Raw genomic sequence first — 17,573 nt, forward strand, 5'->3', positions numbered from 1 at the left:
CCTCGCTCAGTGACTCGGCGGCTCAGTGGCTCGGCGGCTCCCCTGCCCCGTCCCGGAGCGCCACCGGCAGCGGGCGCGCGTGTACGACGGTGAGGCCCGAGACGGCCCTGGTCAGGGCGACGTAGAGGCGGCGGAGCCCCGTCCGTTCGTCGGGCTCGGCCGCCACCACCGCCGCGGGCTCGTCCAGCACGACGTAGTCGTATTCGAGCCCCTTCGCGAGTGTCGCGGGCACCAGTGTGAGGCGGCGGTCGGCACTGGTCTCCTCGCCGGGACCCAGCACGTCGAGCCCCGCAGCGTCGAGTGCGGCGGCCAGCTCCGCCACCCGCGACCCGGCCGCGATGAGCCCGACGGACCCCTCGTGCTCCAGCGCCTCCCGGCAGGCCCGTACGACGGCCCCGTCCAGCTCCTCGCGGTCGCCGCGCCCCCGCACCTCCCGCGCCTCCCCTACCTCCCGTACGGAGAAGAGCCCCGGCGCCTCGCGGATGGACGTCGCCTCGGCCAGGCCGGGGGCGATCGAGGGCAGCAGCCTGGACGCGTAGGCGATCACCTCGCGCGGCACGCGGAACCCCTGCGTCAGCTCCTCGACCAGCGCGTCCGGCTTGCCGAGATGCCGCAGCGCCTCCTCCCAGCTCGCCGTCGCCCACGGCGTCGTCCCCTGCGCGAGGTCGCCGAGCACCGTCGCCGAACCCGTCGAACAGCGGCGTCCGACGGCGCGGTACTGCATCGGCGACAGGTCCTGCGCCTCGTCCAGGACGACATGGCCGAGCGAGGGCGTACGGGACACCAGGTCGGCCGCCTCGTCCACGAGCACCACGTCGGCCGCCGACCACCTGGCCGACTTCACCCCGCGCGCGGGCCGCTCCCACAGCACCGCCTTCTGCTCGTCCGCCGTCAGCAGCCCGTCCGCGTGCTCCGCGAGGAAGCCGGCGTCGGAGAGCAGGCGCAGCACGAGCTTGGCCGGATCGACGGCGGGCCAGGCGGCCTTGACGGTGGCCTTGACCGCCGGATCGCGCGCGACGGCGTCCTGCACGCGGTCGTCCGGCGCCTCGCCCGCCTGCTCCATGCGCACCAGCACCGCGTGCGCGATCCGCTGCGGCAGCGCCTCGCGCGCCGCGCCGTACCGCATGTCGCGGGCCAGCAGCTCCTGGACGATCTCCGCCAGTTCGTACGCCGGTACCCGCCAGCGCCGCGACCCGCGCACGACCACGCACGGCTCCGCCGGCGCCGTCACCCCGGACCGCACGGCGCGCCGCAGCACCTCGGCCATCCGCGCGTCGCCCTTGACGCGGGCGCTCTCCGCGCCGTCCTCGCCGCGCACCTGGACGTGCGCCGGGGCGTGGGCGGCGACGAGTTCGGTGACCGTCGCCTGCTTGACCTCCAGCTCGCCCAGCGCGGGCAGCACCTGCTCGATGTAGTGGAGGAAGGAGTCGTTGGGGCCGATGACGAGGGTGCCGGTGCGGTGGAGGCGCTCGCGGTGCGCGTAGAGGAGATACGCGACGCGGTGCAGGCCGACGGCCGTCTTGCCCGTGCCGGGGGCGCCCTGGACGCAGACGGTGCCGTCGATGCCCGCGCGCACGATCTCGTCCTGCTCCGGCTGGATCGTCGCGACGATGTCCCGCATGGGGCCCACGCGCGGGCGCTCGATCTCCGACTGGAGCAGCGCGCTGGTGCGTTCCGCCTCGGCGGGGTCGGTGAGGTGCTCGTCCTCGTAAGCCGTCAGCTCCCCGCCCGTGTAGCCGAAGCGGCGCCGCAGCGCCACGTCCTGCGGGTCCTTCTTCGACGCGCGGTAGAAGGGCTGCGAGACGGGGGCGCGCCAGTCCACGACCATCGGATCGCCGTCGGTGTCGTGCACGTGGCGGCGGCCGATGTAGAAGGTGTGCCCGGCCGCGTGCCGCAGATAGTCCAGGCGGCCGAAGAAGAGGGGGGTGTGGGCGAGGTCGGCCAGCGACTTGATGCGCGCGTCGACCTCGGACTGGAGCACTTCGGCGTTGACCCAGTTCGCCGTCACGTTGCCGATGTCGAGGGCCTCCGCGTCCTCGCGCATGGCGCGGAGCGCGGCGCGGGACGCGGCGAGGTGACCGCGTTCATGGCCGAGGGGGTCCGACGGGGTCGACTCGTCGGGCGGTGGGGGAGTGGCGGGTTCCGGCTCCGCTTCTTGGGCCGGTTCGGGGGCAGGGGCGGTCACGGTGAAGCCTCCGGCTGGGTGCGCGACGGGTACGGGGCATGAGCGTGCCGACCGGTTGCCGTGCGGTCGGCTCCTCCCGTCCCGGGAGGCGGCAAGACGCGCGATTCTAGCGACGGGCCGGAAGCGCGGCGAACGAATTTCCCGCCCGCACGCTGGGCACGCTTCCGCCTGGGCACGGGCCGTGGTCCGCGCGGAGGCGTCGACTAGGGTCGCGGCGGGGGCGCCGACCGGCACCGGCACCGGCGAACAGCGACCAGTGAGCAATCCGGGCGGGGCCGTCCCGCCCGGGGACGGGAGACGGCACAGGTGACAGGGCCGGGCACCTACGGGGACACCCCCCGCACTCCTCGTACTCCCCGCACCCTTCGCACCCTCCGTGGCGACGTCAACGGCGGCGACGAGGACGGCGTACCGCGGGGACGGACCCGCGCCCTCACCGTCGCCGCCGTCGCCCTCCTCGCGCTGTCGCTCGCCGCGTTCGCCGCGCTGTGCCTCGTCCAGCGCTTCCCCATGGCCGACGTGCTCGTCTACCGCGCCGAGGGCCGCGCCGTCGCGCAGGGCACCGACCTGTACGGCTTCACCGTCACCGAGTGGAAGCTCCCCGCCACGTACCCGCCCTTCGCGGCGATCCTCTTCGTACCGACCACATGGCTGTCGCTGCCCGCGCTCAAGGTGGCCTTCGCCCTCGGCAACGCGGCGCTCCTCGCCCTCCTCGTCCACCTCTCCCTCCGGCTGACGGACGCCGGGCCGCGCCCGGTGCCCGCCGCGCTGCGGCTGCCCGTCGTCCTCGCCGCGACGGGCGCGGGCCTGTGGCTCGAACCGGTCTTCCAGACGCTCGTGTTCGGGCAGATCAACCTGGCACTGGCCTGTCTCGTGCTGTGGGACCTCACCAGGCCCGACGGGGCGCGCGGCAAGGGCCTGGCCATCGGGGTCGCGGCGGGCGTCAAGCTCACCCCCGCGATCTTCGCCGTCTATCTGCTGCTGACGGGGCGGCTGCGGGCCGCGCTCGGCGCGCTCGTGGGCTTCGCCGCGACGGTGGCGCTCGGCGCGCTCGTCCTGCCGGGCGCGAGCTGGGACTTCTGGACGCGGCGGATGTTCGAGACGTCGCGGGTCGGCAAGGCGTGGATCGTCGACAACCAGTCGCTCCAGGGACTGCTCGCGCGCGCCGCGCACACGCCCGAGCCCGGACTGCTGTGGCTGGTGCCGGCCGCGCTCGTCGGGCTGGCGGGGCTGGCGCTGGCCCGTCGCGCGTACGTCAGGGACCGCGCCGCCGGGTACGGCGACCGCTGGGGCGTCCTCGTCACGGCGCTGCTCGCGCTGCTGGTCTCACCGATCAGCTGGTCCCACCACTGGGTGTGGTGCGTGCCGCTGCTCTTCGCGCTGGCCACTTCGCCCTCGCGCGCGGTGCGCCGGGCCGCGGTGGCGGTGGCCGTCCTCTTCGCGGCCCGCACGATGTGGCTGGTTCCGAAGGCGGGCGACCAGGACCTCCACCTCGCCTGGTGGCTCCAGCCCCTGGCCTCCCCGTACCCCGTGCTGGGCCTGCTGGCACTGGGCGCACTGGCCCTGCGCCTCCGCGCCGTCCGCCTCCCGTTCCCGGGACGAGCGCCCGGACGCGATGCCCCGTCGCCGGAGTCCTCGGGCTGACGGGGACGCCCTTCACCCCTCCGGAGTGCCCGGGGCCTCGGTGCCGTCCAGGCCGCCCTCCTCCGGGGACGCGAGAAGCTCGTGGGAGTCGACGATGCGGTACGCGTAGCCCTGTTCCGCCAGGAACCGCTGGCGGTGCGCTGCGAAATCCTGGTCGATCGTGTCGCGGGCGACGACGGAGTAGAAGCGGGCCTCGTGCCCGTCGGCCTTCGGGCGCAGGACGCGGCCCAGGCGCTGGGCCTCCTCCTGGCGGGAACCGAACGTGCCGGAGACCTGGATGGCGACCGTCGCCTCCGGCAGGTCGATGGAGAAGTTCGCGACCTTCGAGACGACGAGGCACGTCAGCTCGCCCTCGCGGAAGGCGTTGAAGAGCTTCTCGCGCCGCGCGTTGCTCGTGTCGCCCTTGATGACGGGGGCGCCGATGTGCTCGCCCAGTTCGTCGAGCTGGTCGATGTACTGGCCGATGACGAGGGTCTGCTCCCCCTCGTGCCGCCGCACCAGCGCCTCGGTGACGCGGCGCTTGCTGTCCGTCGTCGCGCAGAAGCGGTACTTCTCCTCGGCCTCGGCCGTGGCGTACGCGAGCCGCTCGGAGTCCGTCAGATTGACGCGGACCTCGACGCAGTCGGCCGGGGCGATGTAGCCCTGCGACTCGATCTCCTTCCAGGGCGCGTCGAAGCGCTTGGGGCCGATGAGGGAGAAGACGTCCGACTCGCGGCCGTCCTCCCGCACGAGCGTGGCCGTCAGCCCGAGGCGCCGCCTGGCCTGGAGGTCGGCGGTGAACTTGAAGACCGGCGCGGGCAGCAGGTGCACCTCGTCGTAGACGATGAGGCCCCAGTCGCGGGAGTCGAACAGCTCCAGGTGCGGGTAGACGCCCTTCCGCTTGGTCGTGATCACCTGGTACGTGGCGATCGTGACCGGGCGGATCTCCTTCCTGGTGCCGCTGTACTCGCCGATCTCCTCCTCCGTCAGCGTCGTGCGCCGCATCAGCTCGGACTTCCACTGACGGGCCGAGACGGTGTTGGTGACCAGGATGAGCGTGGTCGCCTTGGCCTCCGCCATGGCACCGGCGCCGACGAGGGTCTTGCCCGCGCCGCAGGGCAGCACGACGACACCGGAGCCGCCGTGCCAGAAGCCCTCGACGGCCTGCTGCTGGTACGGGCGCAGCGACCAGCCGCTCTCGTCCAGCGCGATGGGGTGCGCCTCGCCGTCCACGTACCCCGCGAGGTCCTCGGCGGGCCAGCCCAGCTTCAGCAGCACCTGCTTGATCTGACCGCGCTCGGAGGGGTGCACGACCACCGTGTCCGGGTCCACCCGGGCCCCGACCAGCGGCTGGACCTTCTTCGAGCGCAGGATCTCCTCCAGCACAGGGCGGTCGCTGGTCTCCAGGACGAGCCCGTGCGTGGGGTGCTTGAGCAGCCGGAGACGGCCGTAGCGGGCCATGGTCTCGGCGACGTCGACGAGGAGGGAGTGCGGGACGGGGTAGCGGGCGTACGCGACGAGCGCGTCCACGACCTGCTCGGCGTCGTGCCCGGCCGCGCGCGCGTTCCACAGGCCGAGCGGGGTGAGCCGGTACGTGTGAATGTGCTCCGGCGCCCGCTCCAGCTCGGCGAAGGGCGCGATGGCGCGACGGCACGCGTCCGCCTGCTCGTGATCGACCTCCAGCAGCAGCGTCTTGTCGCTCTGGACGATGAGTGGACCGTTCACGTACGTGTATCCCTTCCGCGCGGGCCAAACGTCCAGTCTGCCTCATGCACGAGTGATCATGGCTGGCTCTCGACGGGGTGCCTGGCGACTCCTGCCCGCCTTCGCACCAGGTCGATGAGGCCGAGCGTGTCGTCCGCCCCCTCCGCGTCGCCGGTCCGGTGGTACAGCTCGACGGCGAGCTCCAGGTTCTCCAGAGCCTCGGTGTTGCGGCCTTGCTGAAAAAGCGCGCGCGAGAGACTCCTGAGCTCGTCTGCCAGACCTTGATCGTCCTTGCTCTCGAGGAAAGCCTCCAGAGCAAGAGTGTGAAGGCGCACGGCCTTGTTCCACTTGCTTTGCCCCTGGCGCACGAGAGCCATGTTGCCCAGGACCATCGCCTCACCACGGCGGTCACCCAGGCGCCTGAAGGTGCCCAGTGCCTCCTGCTGCGCGGTGAGAGCCGCTTCGAGCTGCCCGGTGTCGAGCAGCGTGGCGGCGAAATTGGACAGCTCGACCGCCCTCTCGTGGGGCAGGAGCAGGCCGTCGGGCATATCGAGCGCGCGCTTGTGCAGTTCCAGGGCCTGCTCGGCTTTCCCGTCGTTGCGTGTCACCTTGGCGAGGCTGCCCAGGGCCTGGGCGTAACCCCGAAGGTCACCCTGCTTCCGGAAGATCTTCGCGGCCTTGCGAAGGGTGCGGGCGGCTTTCTCTGTGCGACCCAGCTCGGTCAAGGTCTCGCCGGTATTGCACAGAGCGCCTGCCATCCCGATTCGGCTGCCGGCGAGCTTGAACATCTGCGCGGCTTCGGTGTGGGCTGCCACGGCCCGCTCGAACTTGCGCTGCTCGTGGAGCGAGAGCCCGAGGTTGTTCAGCGCTCCGGCCAGAGCCTGGTGCTTTCCCAGCCTCCGGCAGATCTTGATGGCCCTGTGGTGCGCGCGAACGGATTTGCGCAGCTTGCGCATGTCCCGGAGCACCACACCGAGAGAGCTCAGTAGGGAAGCCTCGCGGAAACTGTCCTTTTGCCTTCGGCTCGACCGGATGCCCGCAGTCAGCACCCACCTGGCATCCTCCAGATAATGCATTTCCCTCAGGAATTGCGATACGGACACCGCCAGGGCAGCACACACCAGATCGTCGTCGCACTGGTAGGCCCAGAGGACAGCAGCGACCAGGTTGCGACGCTCGGCCTCCAACCACCGCAACGCCGCGGCCCGGTCAGGAAAGAAGGGCTCTGACGCGGACCGGGGGACTGTGGAGTCGAAGAGCGTCTCACACGCCAGCGTGGTCATCTCGTGGAAGTGGGCGAACAGACGCATGAGGCCCTCGCCCCAGGAGTCGTCGGCCGACCTGAGCCGCTCCCAAGAGTAAAGGCGCACGAGACCGTGCTGCTGCCAGCGGCCGTACGGTTCACGTGGCTCGACCAGGTGCCTGCGCGCCAGGTCCAGCAGAAGCCGTTTGGCTTCCTCGACGCTCTCGCCGTACAACTGGGCCGTGGCTTCGGTGGAGAAGTCCGGTCCGGGGTGGAGGGACAGCAGCCGGAAGAGCGTGGCCTGGTCCTTGGTGAGCCTTCGGTAGGACAACTCGAAGGCCGCGGTCACGGCGCGCTCTTCCCGGCTCAATACGGAAAGCCTGGAATGCGCGTCCTGGAGATCCTGGCGGAGGTCGGACAACGGCCGGGTCGGCACGTCGACGAGCAGGGACGCCAAGATGCGCAGGGCCAGTGGCAGACCGCCGCACAGCGCGACGAGTCGGGCGGCCTCTTCGGCCTCGTCCGCCACCCGCGAGTCCTCGGGCAGGGCGGTACGGAGGGCATCCCCCAGCAATTCCCGCCCCTCGTCGACGGAGAGTTCCCGCAAAGTCAGTGTCAGGGCGTCGAGTTCCGCGAGAGAGTGCCGCGATGTCACGAGCGTGGCCGTGCTCCCGTCGCCGGGCAGGAGGTGACGGATCTTGCTGGTGGCCGGTACGTCGTCCAGGACGACGAGGACGCGTTGTCCGGCAGCGGCCAGTGCGCCGAGAGCGGAACGGTAGACGCGGGAGCGTTCCTCGATGCCGGAAGGAATGTGTTCCGGAGGGATGCCGAGCGCCCGGAGAAGGGTGCCGAGTGCCTGCTTCGGTGACAGCTTGCGCTCCGCGTCGTAGCCGTGCAGATCGATGAAGAGGACCCCGCCGGGAAACCACTCCTTCTTCCGGAGCGCTCGGTGGGCAGCCTGGAGCACGAGTTCGGTCTTGCCCGTCCCGGCGAGCCCTGTGACCAGGACCGCGTCGGTCGTCCCGTCCGCCCCTGCCGGGGCCAGGGCCGCGAGGACCCGTTCCAGTTGAGCGTGGCGCCCCGCGAAGGTTGCTGACTGCCGGGGGAGTCCGGCGAGCGCGGGGTCAGGGCGGTCCGGGATCGTGAGGTTGACGGTGCGCCCTTGGATGACGATTCCGAAGAAGACCCCACCGCTGATGTGGTTCTCGACGTTGTCGGTCATTCTCCGGCCTGCCGGTGCCGAGCGAGGGCCCTGTTGAAGGCAATCACTTCGGCGGTGGTGAACATGCCCTTCGTCTCCTCGGTGACCGCATACCCGACCTCACGCCAGGCGTGAATGAACGCGGGATCGTAGCCCAGCTCGACCGCACGCTCCGCCATGTCCAGCATCATGTTGTCGACGTACTCCTTGGTGAGGCGCGTGGGCTCGTCTGCGTCCGGGTCGAAGAACAGCGGGTCACCCGGCTCCGGATCGCGGCCGAACTTCTCCCGAAAGGCTTCCTTTTGGTGTCGCAGTCCTTTCTGGATTTCCTGTCCGTGCGGAGTGTCGGCCGAGATCCGCACCTCGGAGCTGCCGTCAGCGTTCCAGATGCGCTCGACGGGGCGGTCGGACCGGCCGGGCTCTGCCGCGGTCCCCCCTGACTTCTTGCGAACCTTGTGCAGTACTGCCTCACGCACCGCTTTTCGGCGTTCAGCCCACCGCTCGTCCGGCTCCTCGTTTGTGCCGTCCGTGTCATCGGCGCTGTCCGTCTCCTCAAGGAAGGCGGCCTTTTCGCGAGCAGCCGTACTCAAGCGCATTCTGGCGTGCATGCCCGCCCAGTCCAACATGTCCGGGGTGATCACCCCTCCCCGCGTGCATACCTCTGAGATGCCCAGTTCGAAGGCCAGACGAGGCAGGGCGAGACCGGGGGAGCTGGTCCAGAGCAGGGCCTCCGACGGAATCGGCTCGGTGAATGCCGGGATGGCGCACAGAAGACCAAGGGTCTCGGCGACGGTCAGTTCCAGGTCGGGGGCGACGAGGAGGATGTCGAGAACCGGCACCAGCGCCGATGTCTCCTCCAGGGAGAGAGCCCATGCCCAGGCAGGTTGCCCCATCTCCTCCAGCAGTTCACCCGGCTTTGCCAAAAGCGCCGCGTACAGGGCCGGCAGCAGCACACCGGGCTCGTCTTCCACCGGCAACCCGGCGTCCTGGAATCGGCGCAGCCCATCGCGGAGAACAGCGTGGGGCGTGTCGGCGGCTCCGGATTCGGTCTTGTCCCCCCAGAACTGGTTGACCCGTTCCTTGGCATCCTCAGGCGGGTCGGGAAGCCGCATGTCCAGGGACGGCCCGTGGACCACGCGGGTGCCTTGGAGTGCTTGCCCCGGAAGCAGTCGCCGGGGCAGGCGGCTCCGGTCGAGCCCGGCGGCTTCGAGCCGACCGCTGACCGCTAGCATCAGTTCTCCGTCGTCCACCGGGAGTTCCAGGCCCTCGCTCGCCGAGATGACCTCGCGTACGAAGCGCTGGATTCCCTTCCCGTGAGCGGTATCGCGCAGGAGCCGGAGCCAGGCGTCGCGGGTATTCGCGAACTCGAACTCGTCACTGAACTCCCCTGGCCAGACTGTCCCCAGGAACAGCGCGTCCAACGGGTCGATCTCCTGGTACCAGTCCGGGGCTGTCCCCTCCTGCTGGGCGTATCCCAGCGCCGCGTAACCGAACGCGTAGGCGCCGGCCAAGCTGAGCTCCCTCGGTGCGTTCGAGCTCAACAGCCGTTCGAGCGCCTTCAGGCCGAGTTCTCGCGGGTTGCCCCCGGATATGTCTCCGGTAGAGGCGACCGAGGCCGCTCTCCGTGACCGCTGTTCCTGTTTCTTCCTCGATGCTTTGCCCATTTCACCCTCCCGGGCGCAAGAATGGCGTATCACATCGAGTCCTACCGGGATATCCCGAAAAAACTTGACAAGCGAGCCACGAGCTCGCTGTCACGAGCCCCCTCAGCGGCGCTCAGTCCTCCACCAGTTCCGCCACCCCCGTGATCCGGTGCAGGGGGTACGTGCGGACCTCGTCCGCCGTGTGGTCGTAGCCCGTGACGAAGCCGCCCTCCACGCGGACCGGTTCGATGACGCGCTGGCTGGCGGCGCCGTCCGCGTTGACGTAGCCGATCCACAGGGCCGTGCCCGTCAGGGCCGCGGACTGCATCGTGGCCAGAGTGTCGGCCGAGGTGGTGCGGGGGAGGGCGCCGTCCGGGGCCGGGGCGTTACGGGCGCGGACCGGGCGGTGGGCCGCCGTCGCCGCGTGGTCGCCCGCGCGGATCGCGCGCACGGCCGTGGTGAGCAGGGCGCGCTCGGGTGCCGGGGGCCCGTCGGGGACGGGCTCTGGGGCGCTGCGGGGCGGTGTGCGGTGGGCGTCGGCGCGGGTGATGACGACGTCGCCCTCGGCCGACTCCGCTGCCGGTGCGTACCCCATCTCGCGGAGTCTGGCGAGCAGTTGGTCCGGCGGCACGGGCGAGGCGAGCACCGTGGGAGCGAGCAGCCGCGCCCGGAGCGGTGCCGACCGCTTGTCGGCCATGATCTCGGCGAGCAGCGCGTCGTCGTCGCAGCGCACGTACGAGGACGCGGCGCCGACGCGGAGCCTGCCGTGCCTGCGGGCCACGTCGTCCACGAGGTAGGTGAGGGGCTGCGGCACCGGTGTGCGGGAGTGCGCGGCGAGGAAGGCGTGGACGTCCGTGGCCGTCAGCCCCGCGTCGAGGCCGCGGCGCACGGAGGCGGGGGAGAAGCGGTAGACCGTCGCGCCGCCCTTGGACTCGATGTCGGCGAGGGCGCCGAGGGTGGCGGCCAGCGCGCGTTCCAGGGGGCCGGGCGCGACGGCCGTGAGGTCGGCCTGGAGGAGTACGTGGTCCAGGGGCTCGGGGAGGAGCGGCGCGAGCGCGTCAGCGGCGCGCTCCGCGGCCGACGCCAGCTCGGCGGACGTCAACTCCCTTGCGCGGGCGCCCGATTCGGACTCCTCGGGGTCGCCCGGATCGCCCCGCCCGTCGTCGAGGAGGAACGGGCGCGCGTACGAGGCGAGGGCGCCGCGCCCCGTGAAGCCCAGCAGCTCGGCCTCCTCCAGGGCCCAGCGGGCGAGCCGCGAGCGCAGGTCCTGGTGAGGGGGCTGGTGCGGGGCGCTGTGCGGGTCCGTCGGCCCGCCCACGTCGGCCCCCGCCCCCGCCCCGGCCCCCGTGCCCGTCCCCGCGCTCGTGTCCGCCCCCACCGCGCCGCCCCGCAACGGCCGCTCCCAGCGCAGCCGGTCCAGCACGGAGCCCGGCGAGGGCGAGGTGCCGGGGGCGAGGGTGGCCAGGAGTTCCAGGGCGCGGCGGCGGACGTCGGGGGCGAGGCCGCGGTCGAGCCCCGGGCCCAGCGCGGACAGTCCGCGCCCCCGCGCGTCCCGCCCGCCCGCGAGCCCCGCGACCCGTGTGCCCGTCAGCCAGGCCGTCGCCAGCCGTGCCCAGCGCCGCTGCGCGGGCAGGGCGAGCCAGTCGTCGTAGGCGGGGGTGGGCGCGTACGTCTCGTCGGCCTCTCCGTCGGAGGCGACGAGGCCCGCCGCGTAGGCCAGTTCGATCCAGAAGGCGGCGACCGGCTCGGGGAGATCGAGGGCCGTCGCGGTGCGCTTGAGATCGCGTACGCCCAGGCCGCCCGCGCGCAGCACGGCGGGCGGCTCGCTCTCCCAGGCGCTCAGCAACTCCTCCAGGGTGGTCAGCGCGGTGTACGCCTGCCCGGCCGCCGCCGCGTCCACCGCCTCCGCGCCGTACTCCCTCTGGGCCTCGACCGCGGGCGGCACGGGCTCCAGCACGCGGTGCGCGCGTCCCTCGCGCAGGTGCAGGGCCGCCTCGCGCGGCAGGACGACGGTGCGCGGCGCGCCCGTGGGCACCAGCAGCCCGTGGTCGAGCAGCCATGCGACGGGCGCCGACGGGGGATCCAGCTCGACGGTGCCGTACGGCGGGCCCCACGTCAGCTTGTCGAGCATCGCGGCGGACTCCGGCGGTGCCTGTGCGAGGAGCGCCGCCATCCGCTCGCGGTCGGTGAACAGCGAGGTCAGGGCGGCGAGGGCGCTCACCGGATCGTGGGTGCCCGGCAGCCCGACGGTCTCCAGGATCTCCTGGACGCGCCCCGGCGACATCCCGGACACCCCGGACGTGGCCTCCGCCAGGCTCGGGCCGAGCCCCGTGGGGGAGGGCGAGGCGGGGGTGGGCGCGAGCAGCTCGCGCGCCGTGCGCACGAGCCGCAGCCGCTCGTCGTCGCCCCAGAGCAGGGCCCGCGCGCGCAGGGTCTCCAGGGCGCGCGGGAGCCGGGCCGCCGCCTCGGCGCCGGGGAGGAGGGCGGCGAGCGTGGCGTACGGGCAGGGGTCGGGCGAGACGGCCAGTGCCTCAGCGGTCTGGAGCGCGAAGCGGTCGAGCCGCTCGACGGCGCGCACGACGGACGCTCTGGTTCCGGCGCGGGTGGCGAGCTGTGTGAGGTCGTTGGGCACGGGCGAGAGCAGATCAGGCCGCGCGCGCAGCAGCTCGGCGAGTGCGCCGTCGCTACGGGCACGCAGATCGTCGGCGAGCGTACGGGGGGCGGCGGGGCCGCCGTTCTGCTCGGTGCTCATCCGTACAACGTTAGCCGGACGCGGTGACAGGCGGGCGCCGTGCGCCACGGTGCGGGGGTGCGTCACGGTGCGGGGTGCGTCACGGTGCGGGGTGTCGCGCGGGCCGGGCCGCGCGCTCGACGGCACGGGCACGGGCACGGGCACGGGTACGGGGACGAGGACGGAACGCCCGGGGGCGGTGCCCGGCGGGGTGCGCGGGGTACGGTCGAGACGTACGCGCGCCAACCGTGAGCAGCCGTTGGGGATTTGGTGGGGATCGAGAGCGAGCAGCTCGTATTCGACTATCTGAGCCGGGTCGGTGACCTGGCGCACGGCACGTCGATGACGGCCGCGGAACGGGCACGTCTCGTCAGCGGACTGCGCGGCGAGATCGACCGCATGCGCGCCGCGGACGGCGGCGCCGAGAGCAAGGCCGCGGTGCGCCGGATCCTGGGGAAGCTGGGCAAGCCGGAGGAGGTCGTCTCGGCGGCCAACGGCGGGCCTGTCAGCCCGGGGGGTCTGCGCGATGTCGCGGCCGAAGGCGGTGGTGGCGGTTCCGGCGGGCGCGGTCCGTTCGGCGGCACCGGCGGGTTCGGCGGACTGGGCTCCTCGCTGGGCGGGCTCGGCGCGTCCCTGGGCGGGCTGGGTACGTCGCTCAGCTCCTCCCTCAGCTCCTCGCTGGGGTCGTCCCTGAGCGGGCGCGGGGCGCGGGGCTCCCAGGACGCGCGGGGCCCGGGTGACTCCGGCTCCGGCTCCGGCCCCGGTTCTGGTTCCGGTTCCGGTTCCACGCGTGACGGTGCGGCCTCCCGCGACGGCGACGACCGTGCGGGGTACGGGACGGAGGACGGGCCCTCGGTCCCGTTCGTACCGGACCAGCGCGACCCCTCGGGCACCCCCGATCGCGACCCAGAACCCGAGCCCGAGCCCGAGCGCGCTCCCGCCCCGCCGCCCCGCGACTACTCCTCCCCGCACCTGGCGGGCATGGACGAACTCGGCCCCGAGGAGTCGAACCCCGACTGGTGGCGCACCGACCCCAGCCCCTTCGGACTCGGCGACGGCATGGGAGCGGGTCCCGGCACGGGCACGGGCACCGGCGGCCTCGGCGAGCAGGTGCCGGGCTTCGTCGGCGGCATCGAACTGCCCGAGGTGCTGAAGCCGCCGCCCGTCGACGGGATGGGCGACGGCCGGACGAGCCCGAGTACGGGCCCGTCCTCGCCCCCCGGCCCCCCTTCGGCCCCGGGTACGGGCTCATCAGGCCCCGCGGTGACGGGCGCCTCGACCGTTCCGGCCGCCGAGCCCGGCATGGGCGGCGCCGGTGGCAAGGAGGCGGGCGCGGGAGCGGTCGCCGGAGCGGCCCTTCGACGGCTGTGGCCAGGCCGCGCGGGACGGGGCGGCGGCGCGGCCGAGGGGCCGCGCGTCGGCGGCGTAGTGGAGATCGGCGCCGCCGTGCTGCTCGTCGCGGGCGCGCTGTTCGGCTCGCTCATCCCCCTCGCGGTGGGCTGGCTGGCGGCCTGGTGGTCGCCGCGCCTGAGCCGTACGGAGGCGAAGTGGGCGGCGGCGGGCATGCCGGGGCTGGTGGCGGCGGGTACGGCCGTCTGGATCTGGGGCCGCATCGACGGCCGCTGGGGCGACCCCCTCGCGGAGGGCGGCGAGGCGTTGCAGACCGCGCTGAGTGACGCGTTCCCCGTGCTGCTGCGGATCGCCGCTGTGGCCAGCGCCCTCTTCCTCATCTGGCGCGCCCGCCGCGTCGCGCCCTGACGGGAGGGCCGGCCGAGTAGGGGTGCCCCTGTCCGGGGTCGTTGCGCGGGACCGGTGGGCCGGTGAGGCGGGTGCTGTGGGTCCCGCGCCGGGGGTGCTCCCGCTTGTGGCCGGGTGCGCGTGCCTCGTCGAGCCCGGGGTCGGGGGCGTGCTGTGTGGCTCGGGCCATCGCGTGTCGCCGGTGCTGTGGCGGTCGGGCGGTTCGGGGCAAGGTGCGTTCCCCCGTGCCGGGTGGGCCTGCTCGTGGGCGGGTGCGCGTGATTCGTCGGGCTCGTCGTGTCTGTGGGCGGGCTCCGTTGTCCGGGGTCGTTGCGCGAGGCGGGTGGGCCGGTGAGGCGGGTGCTGTGGGTCCCGCGCCGGGGGTGCTCCCGCTTGTGGCCGGGTGCGCGTGCCTCGTCGGCTCGTCGGGGTGGGCTCGCTCGTGGCCCTGGACAGGGGCGGGTGACCCGGGCCGGGGGATGGGAGAAGGGGGACGAATACTGGGGGGATGATCGCTCAGTTGTTCGCCGCCGCGGGGGTGCTCGCGCTGCTCACCCTCGTGCCCGGTCCCGACATGGCCGTCGTCACCAGGCGCTCCCTCACGTCGGGCCCGGCTGACGGCTACCGCACCGCGGGCGGCATCGTCGCCGGGCTGCTGCTGTGGGGCGTGCTCGCCGTCGTCGGGCTCGCGGCGGTGCTCGCCGCCTCGGCCGTCGCGTACACGGTCGTCAAGGTCCTCGGCGTCCTCTACCTGCTCTACCTCGGCATCCAGGCGCTCTGGAACAGCCGCCGCAACGCCACCGCGACCACCGTGGCCCCTCTGCCCGAGGAAGCGCCCTCCCTCCGGAGCGGCGGCGGCAACGCCTGGCGCACGGGGCTGACGAGCAATCTGCTCAACCCGAAGATCGCCGTCTTCTACACCGGGCTCCTTCCGAGCCTCGCGCCCAGCGACCTCCCCGTACCGCTCGGTCTCGCGATCCTCGTCGCGCTGCACCTGGTGATGACGATGGCGTGGCTGAGCGGGTACGTGTACCTCGTCTCCCGCGCCCGCTCGGTCTTCGAGCGGCCCCGCGTGCGGCGCGCCATGGACCGGGTGACCGGTGTCGTGCTGATCGCCTTCGGCGTGCGGCTCGCGACCGAGGGCGCCTGATTCCGACGGCTTGCTGAATCGTCATTCAGCAAGCACTCACGGTCCGCCTACCCGGCGGTCGCGGCCCCATGCCTGTGGGGATGTTCACGACCGCACAAGGGGTGAAAACCCCTGCATACAGGGGCAGATGGGCGCCGTGTGCTCGTCTAGGGTCCGGCCATGCGTACCACCGGAACTTCCCCCTCCAGCGGAGGCACACGGCCCGCATCCGCACCCGCATCCGCACCCGCATCCGCACCCGCGCACCGCGACCCCTCCGCACGCCGCGACCACCCCGTCCGCGTCCTGCGGCACGTGTGGATACCGCTCAAGGACGGGACGCGGCTCGCCGCCCGTGTCTGGCTGCCCGCCGACGCGACGGGGCCCGTCCCGGCGGTGCTGGAGTACATCCCGTACCGCAAGAACGACGGCACCGCGCCTCGCGACGTCACCCTCCACGGGCAGTTCGCGCGGGCAGGGTACGCGGCGGTCCGCGTCGACTGCCGTGGCAGCGGGGACTCGGACGGCGTCATGCTCGACGAGTACCACCCCACCGAGCTGGCCGACGCGCTCGAAGTCCTCGCCTGGATCGAGGAGCAGGAGTGGTCCGACGGGCAGGTCGCGATCATCGGCAAGTCCTGGGGCGGCTTCAACGGGCTCCAGATCGCCGCGCTCGACCCGCCCCAGTTGCGCTGCGTCGTCACCGTCTGCTCCACCGACGACCGCTACGCGGACGACGTGCACTACTCGGGCGGCTCGCTGCTCGCCTCCGAGATGCTGCCCTGGGCGGCGACGATGCTCGCCTGCAACGCACGCGCCGGAGACCCCGCCGTGCTCGGCGACTCCTGGCGCGCGAAGTGGCTGGAGCGACTGGAGAAGACCGTCCCGTACGCCGAGGAGTGGGTCTCCCACCAGCGGCGGGACGCGTACTGGGCGCACGGCTCGGTCTGCGAGGACTACTCCGCGATCAAGGTGCCCGTCTACGCGGTCGGCGGCTGGCTCGACCCGCACAGGGGAGCCGTCCTCCGGCTGATGGAGGGCCTGGACGCGGTGGGCGTGCCCGTCAAGGCCATGATCGGGCCCTGGGCGCACACCTACCCGCACCAGGCGGAGCCCGGGCCCGCGATGGACTTCCAGGGCGAGTGCGTGCGCTGGTTCGCGCACTGGATGGGCCCCGACGTCCCCGACGTCCCCGACGGTGACGAGGACACCGACACCGGCGACGGGATCATGGACGAGCCCCGGCTGCGCGTGTGGATGCCGGACCCCGTACCCGTCGGCTCCGACCGTGAGACGCGCCCCGGACGCTGGGTCGCCGAGCCGTCCTGGCCCGCGCCCGGCGTCCAGCACCGCCGCACCCCACTGGCCGGACCGGGCGGGTTGACCAGCCCGGACGGCGGGCCCGGGACCGCCGTGCTGCGCTCGCCGCTCGCACTCGGCGCCGCCTCCGGCGACTTCCTCAAGTCCGGTGACGTGCCGGGCCGGGACACGGACCAGGCCGCCGACGACGGCCGCTCGTACACCTTCACCGGACCCCCGCTCCCCGAGAGGCTGGAGATCCTGGGCGCGCCCGAGGTCACCCTGCGCGTCACCAGCGACCGCCCCCAGGCGCAGTTGGCCGTGCGGCTGTGCGAGGTCGCCCCTGACGGCAGCTCGCGGCTGGTCACGACGGGCCTGCTCAACCTCACCCATCGCGACGGGCACGCCGAGCCCGGCCCGCTGGAGCCGGGCCGGGCCTATGAGGTGACCGTGCCGCTCTTCGCGACAGGGCACGCCTTCGGCGCGGGCAACAGGGTGCGCGTCGCCGTCTCCGCCTCGCTGTGGCCGTGGGCCTGGCCCTCGCCCGAGGAGGTGGCGCTCACGCTCGACACCGGGTACGGCGAACTGACGCTTCCCGTACGGGAGCCGCGCCCCGACGAGGAGGCCGCGCTGCGCCCGTACGGCCCGCCCCGCGAGGGCCCGCCGCACAGCGTCTGGCTGACCCCGATCCCGGGCGAGCGGCGCGTCGAGTACGACGCGGAGACCGGCGAACAGGTGATCACCACCACCCCGGCCGACGGCGTCATGACCGACCACGCCGACGGGCTGACCCGCGGCGGCGAGGCTCTCGACCGCTTCCGCCTCGTCGAGGGCGACCCGCTCTCGGCGACCGTCGAGAGCGAGCGCGAGGAGACACTGAGCAGAGGAGAGTGGGCCGTGCGCGTGCACACCCGTTCCCGGATGACCGCCGACGCGCACGAGTTCTGCGTCGTCAACCACCTGGCCGCCTACGAGGCCGTGACCGGGGCCGAGGCCGACGGGGAGGGTGCCGCCGAGCGCGAGGTCTTCGCGCGTACGTGGACGTTCTCCGTGCCCAGGGACCAGGTGTGAAGGTGTG

Annotated in this window: 9 protein-coding genes; 4 read left to right on the forward strand and 5 right to left on the reverse strand. The window is 73.0% G+C overall.

The window, feature by feature from the left end; translation table 11 throughout:
• Positions 1-22: 22 nt before the first annotated feature.
• Positions 23-2,185 carry a HelD family protein gene (locus ACWGJ2_RS06115; protein ID WP_453344767.1) on the reverse strand — a complete coding sequence of 721 codons (2,163 nt, stop codon included), beginning with the start codon at positions 2,183-2,185 and terminating at the stop codon, positions 23-25.
• Positions 2,186-2,491: 306 nt separating this feature from the next.
• Here ACWGJ2_RS06115 and ACWGJ2_RS06120 point away from each other — a divergent pair, with 306 nt between their 5' ends.
• Positions 2,492-3,829: a glycosyltransferase 87 family protein gene (locus ACWGJ2_RS06120; protein WP_453344768.1), complete on the forward strand. Its 1,338-nt coding sequence runs from the start codon at positions 2,492-2,494 to the stop codon at positions 3,827-3,829.
• Between the two features lie 12 nt (positions 3,830-3,841).
• Here the strand turns inward: ACWGJ2_RS06120 and ACWGJ2_RS06125 are convergent, their stop codons facing one another.
• The 4 genes from ACWGJ2_RS06125 to ACWGJ2_RS06140 form a co-directional block, all read right to left on the reverse strand.
• The gene (locus ACWGJ2_RS06125; RefSeq protein WP_453344769.1) at positions 3,842-5,533 is read right to left on the reverse strand and encodes a DNA repair helicase XPB; all 1,692 of its coding nucleotides are present in this window, start codon (positions 5,531-5,533) and stop codon (positions 3,842-3,844) included.
• 56 nt (positions 5,534-5,589) lie between these two features.
• Positions 5,590-7,977 (reverse strand): tetratricopeptide repeat protein, encoded by a 2,388-nt coding sequence (locus tag ACWGJ2_RS06130; RefSeq protein ID WP_453344770.1) that lies wholly within the window; start codon positions 7,975-7,977, stop codon positions 5,590-5,592.
• Positions 7,974-9,467: a hypothetical protein gene (locus ACWGJ2_RS06135; RefSeq protein ID WP_453344771.1), complete on the reverse strand. Its 1,494-nt coding sequence runs from the start codon at positions 9,465-9,467 to the stop codon at positions 7,974-7,976. Before ACWGJ2_RS06135 ends, ACWGJ2_RS06130 begins: the two co-directional genes overlap by 4 nt.
• Before the next feature lie 265 nt (positions 9,468-9,732).
• The gene (locus ACWGJ2_RS06140) at positions 9,733-12,351 is read right to left on the reverse strand and encodes a helicase-associated domain-containing protein (protein ID WP_453344772.1); all 2,619 of its coding nucleotides are present in this window, start codon (positions 12,349-12,351) and stop codon (positions 9,733-9,735) included.
• A gap of 249 nt (positions 12,352-12,600) precedes the next feature.
• Here ACWGJ2_RS06140 and ACWGJ2_RS06145 point away from each other — a divergent pair, with 249 nt between their 5' ends.
• The 3 genes from ACWGJ2_RS06145 (at position 12,601) to ACWGJ2_RS06155 (ending at position 17,566) form a co-directional block, all read left to right on the forward strand.
• Positions 12,601-14,088: a hypothetical protein gene (locus tag ACWGJ2_RS06145; RefSeq protein WP_453344773.1), complete on the forward strand. Its 1,488-nt coding sequence runs from the start codon at positions 12,601-12,603 to the stop codon at positions 14,086-14,088.
• Positions 14,089-14,575: 487 nt separating this feature from the next.
• Positions 14,576-15,217: a LysE family translocator gene (locus tag ACWGJ2_RS06150; RefSeq protein ID WP_453344774.1), complete on the forward strand. Its 642-nt coding sequence runs from the start codon at positions 14,576-14,578 to the stop codon at positions 15,215-15,217.
• 159 nt (positions 15,218-15,376) lie between these two features.
• A complete protein-coding gene (locus tag ACWGJ2_RS06155; protein WP_453344775.1) occupies positions 15,377-17,566 on the forward strand; it encodes a CocE/NonD family hydrolase in 2,190 nt (729 codons plus the stop codon).
• Positions 17,567-17,573: the final 7 nt, after the last annotated feature.

Source organism: Streptomyces sp. NPDC054796 (assembly GCF_053611545.1).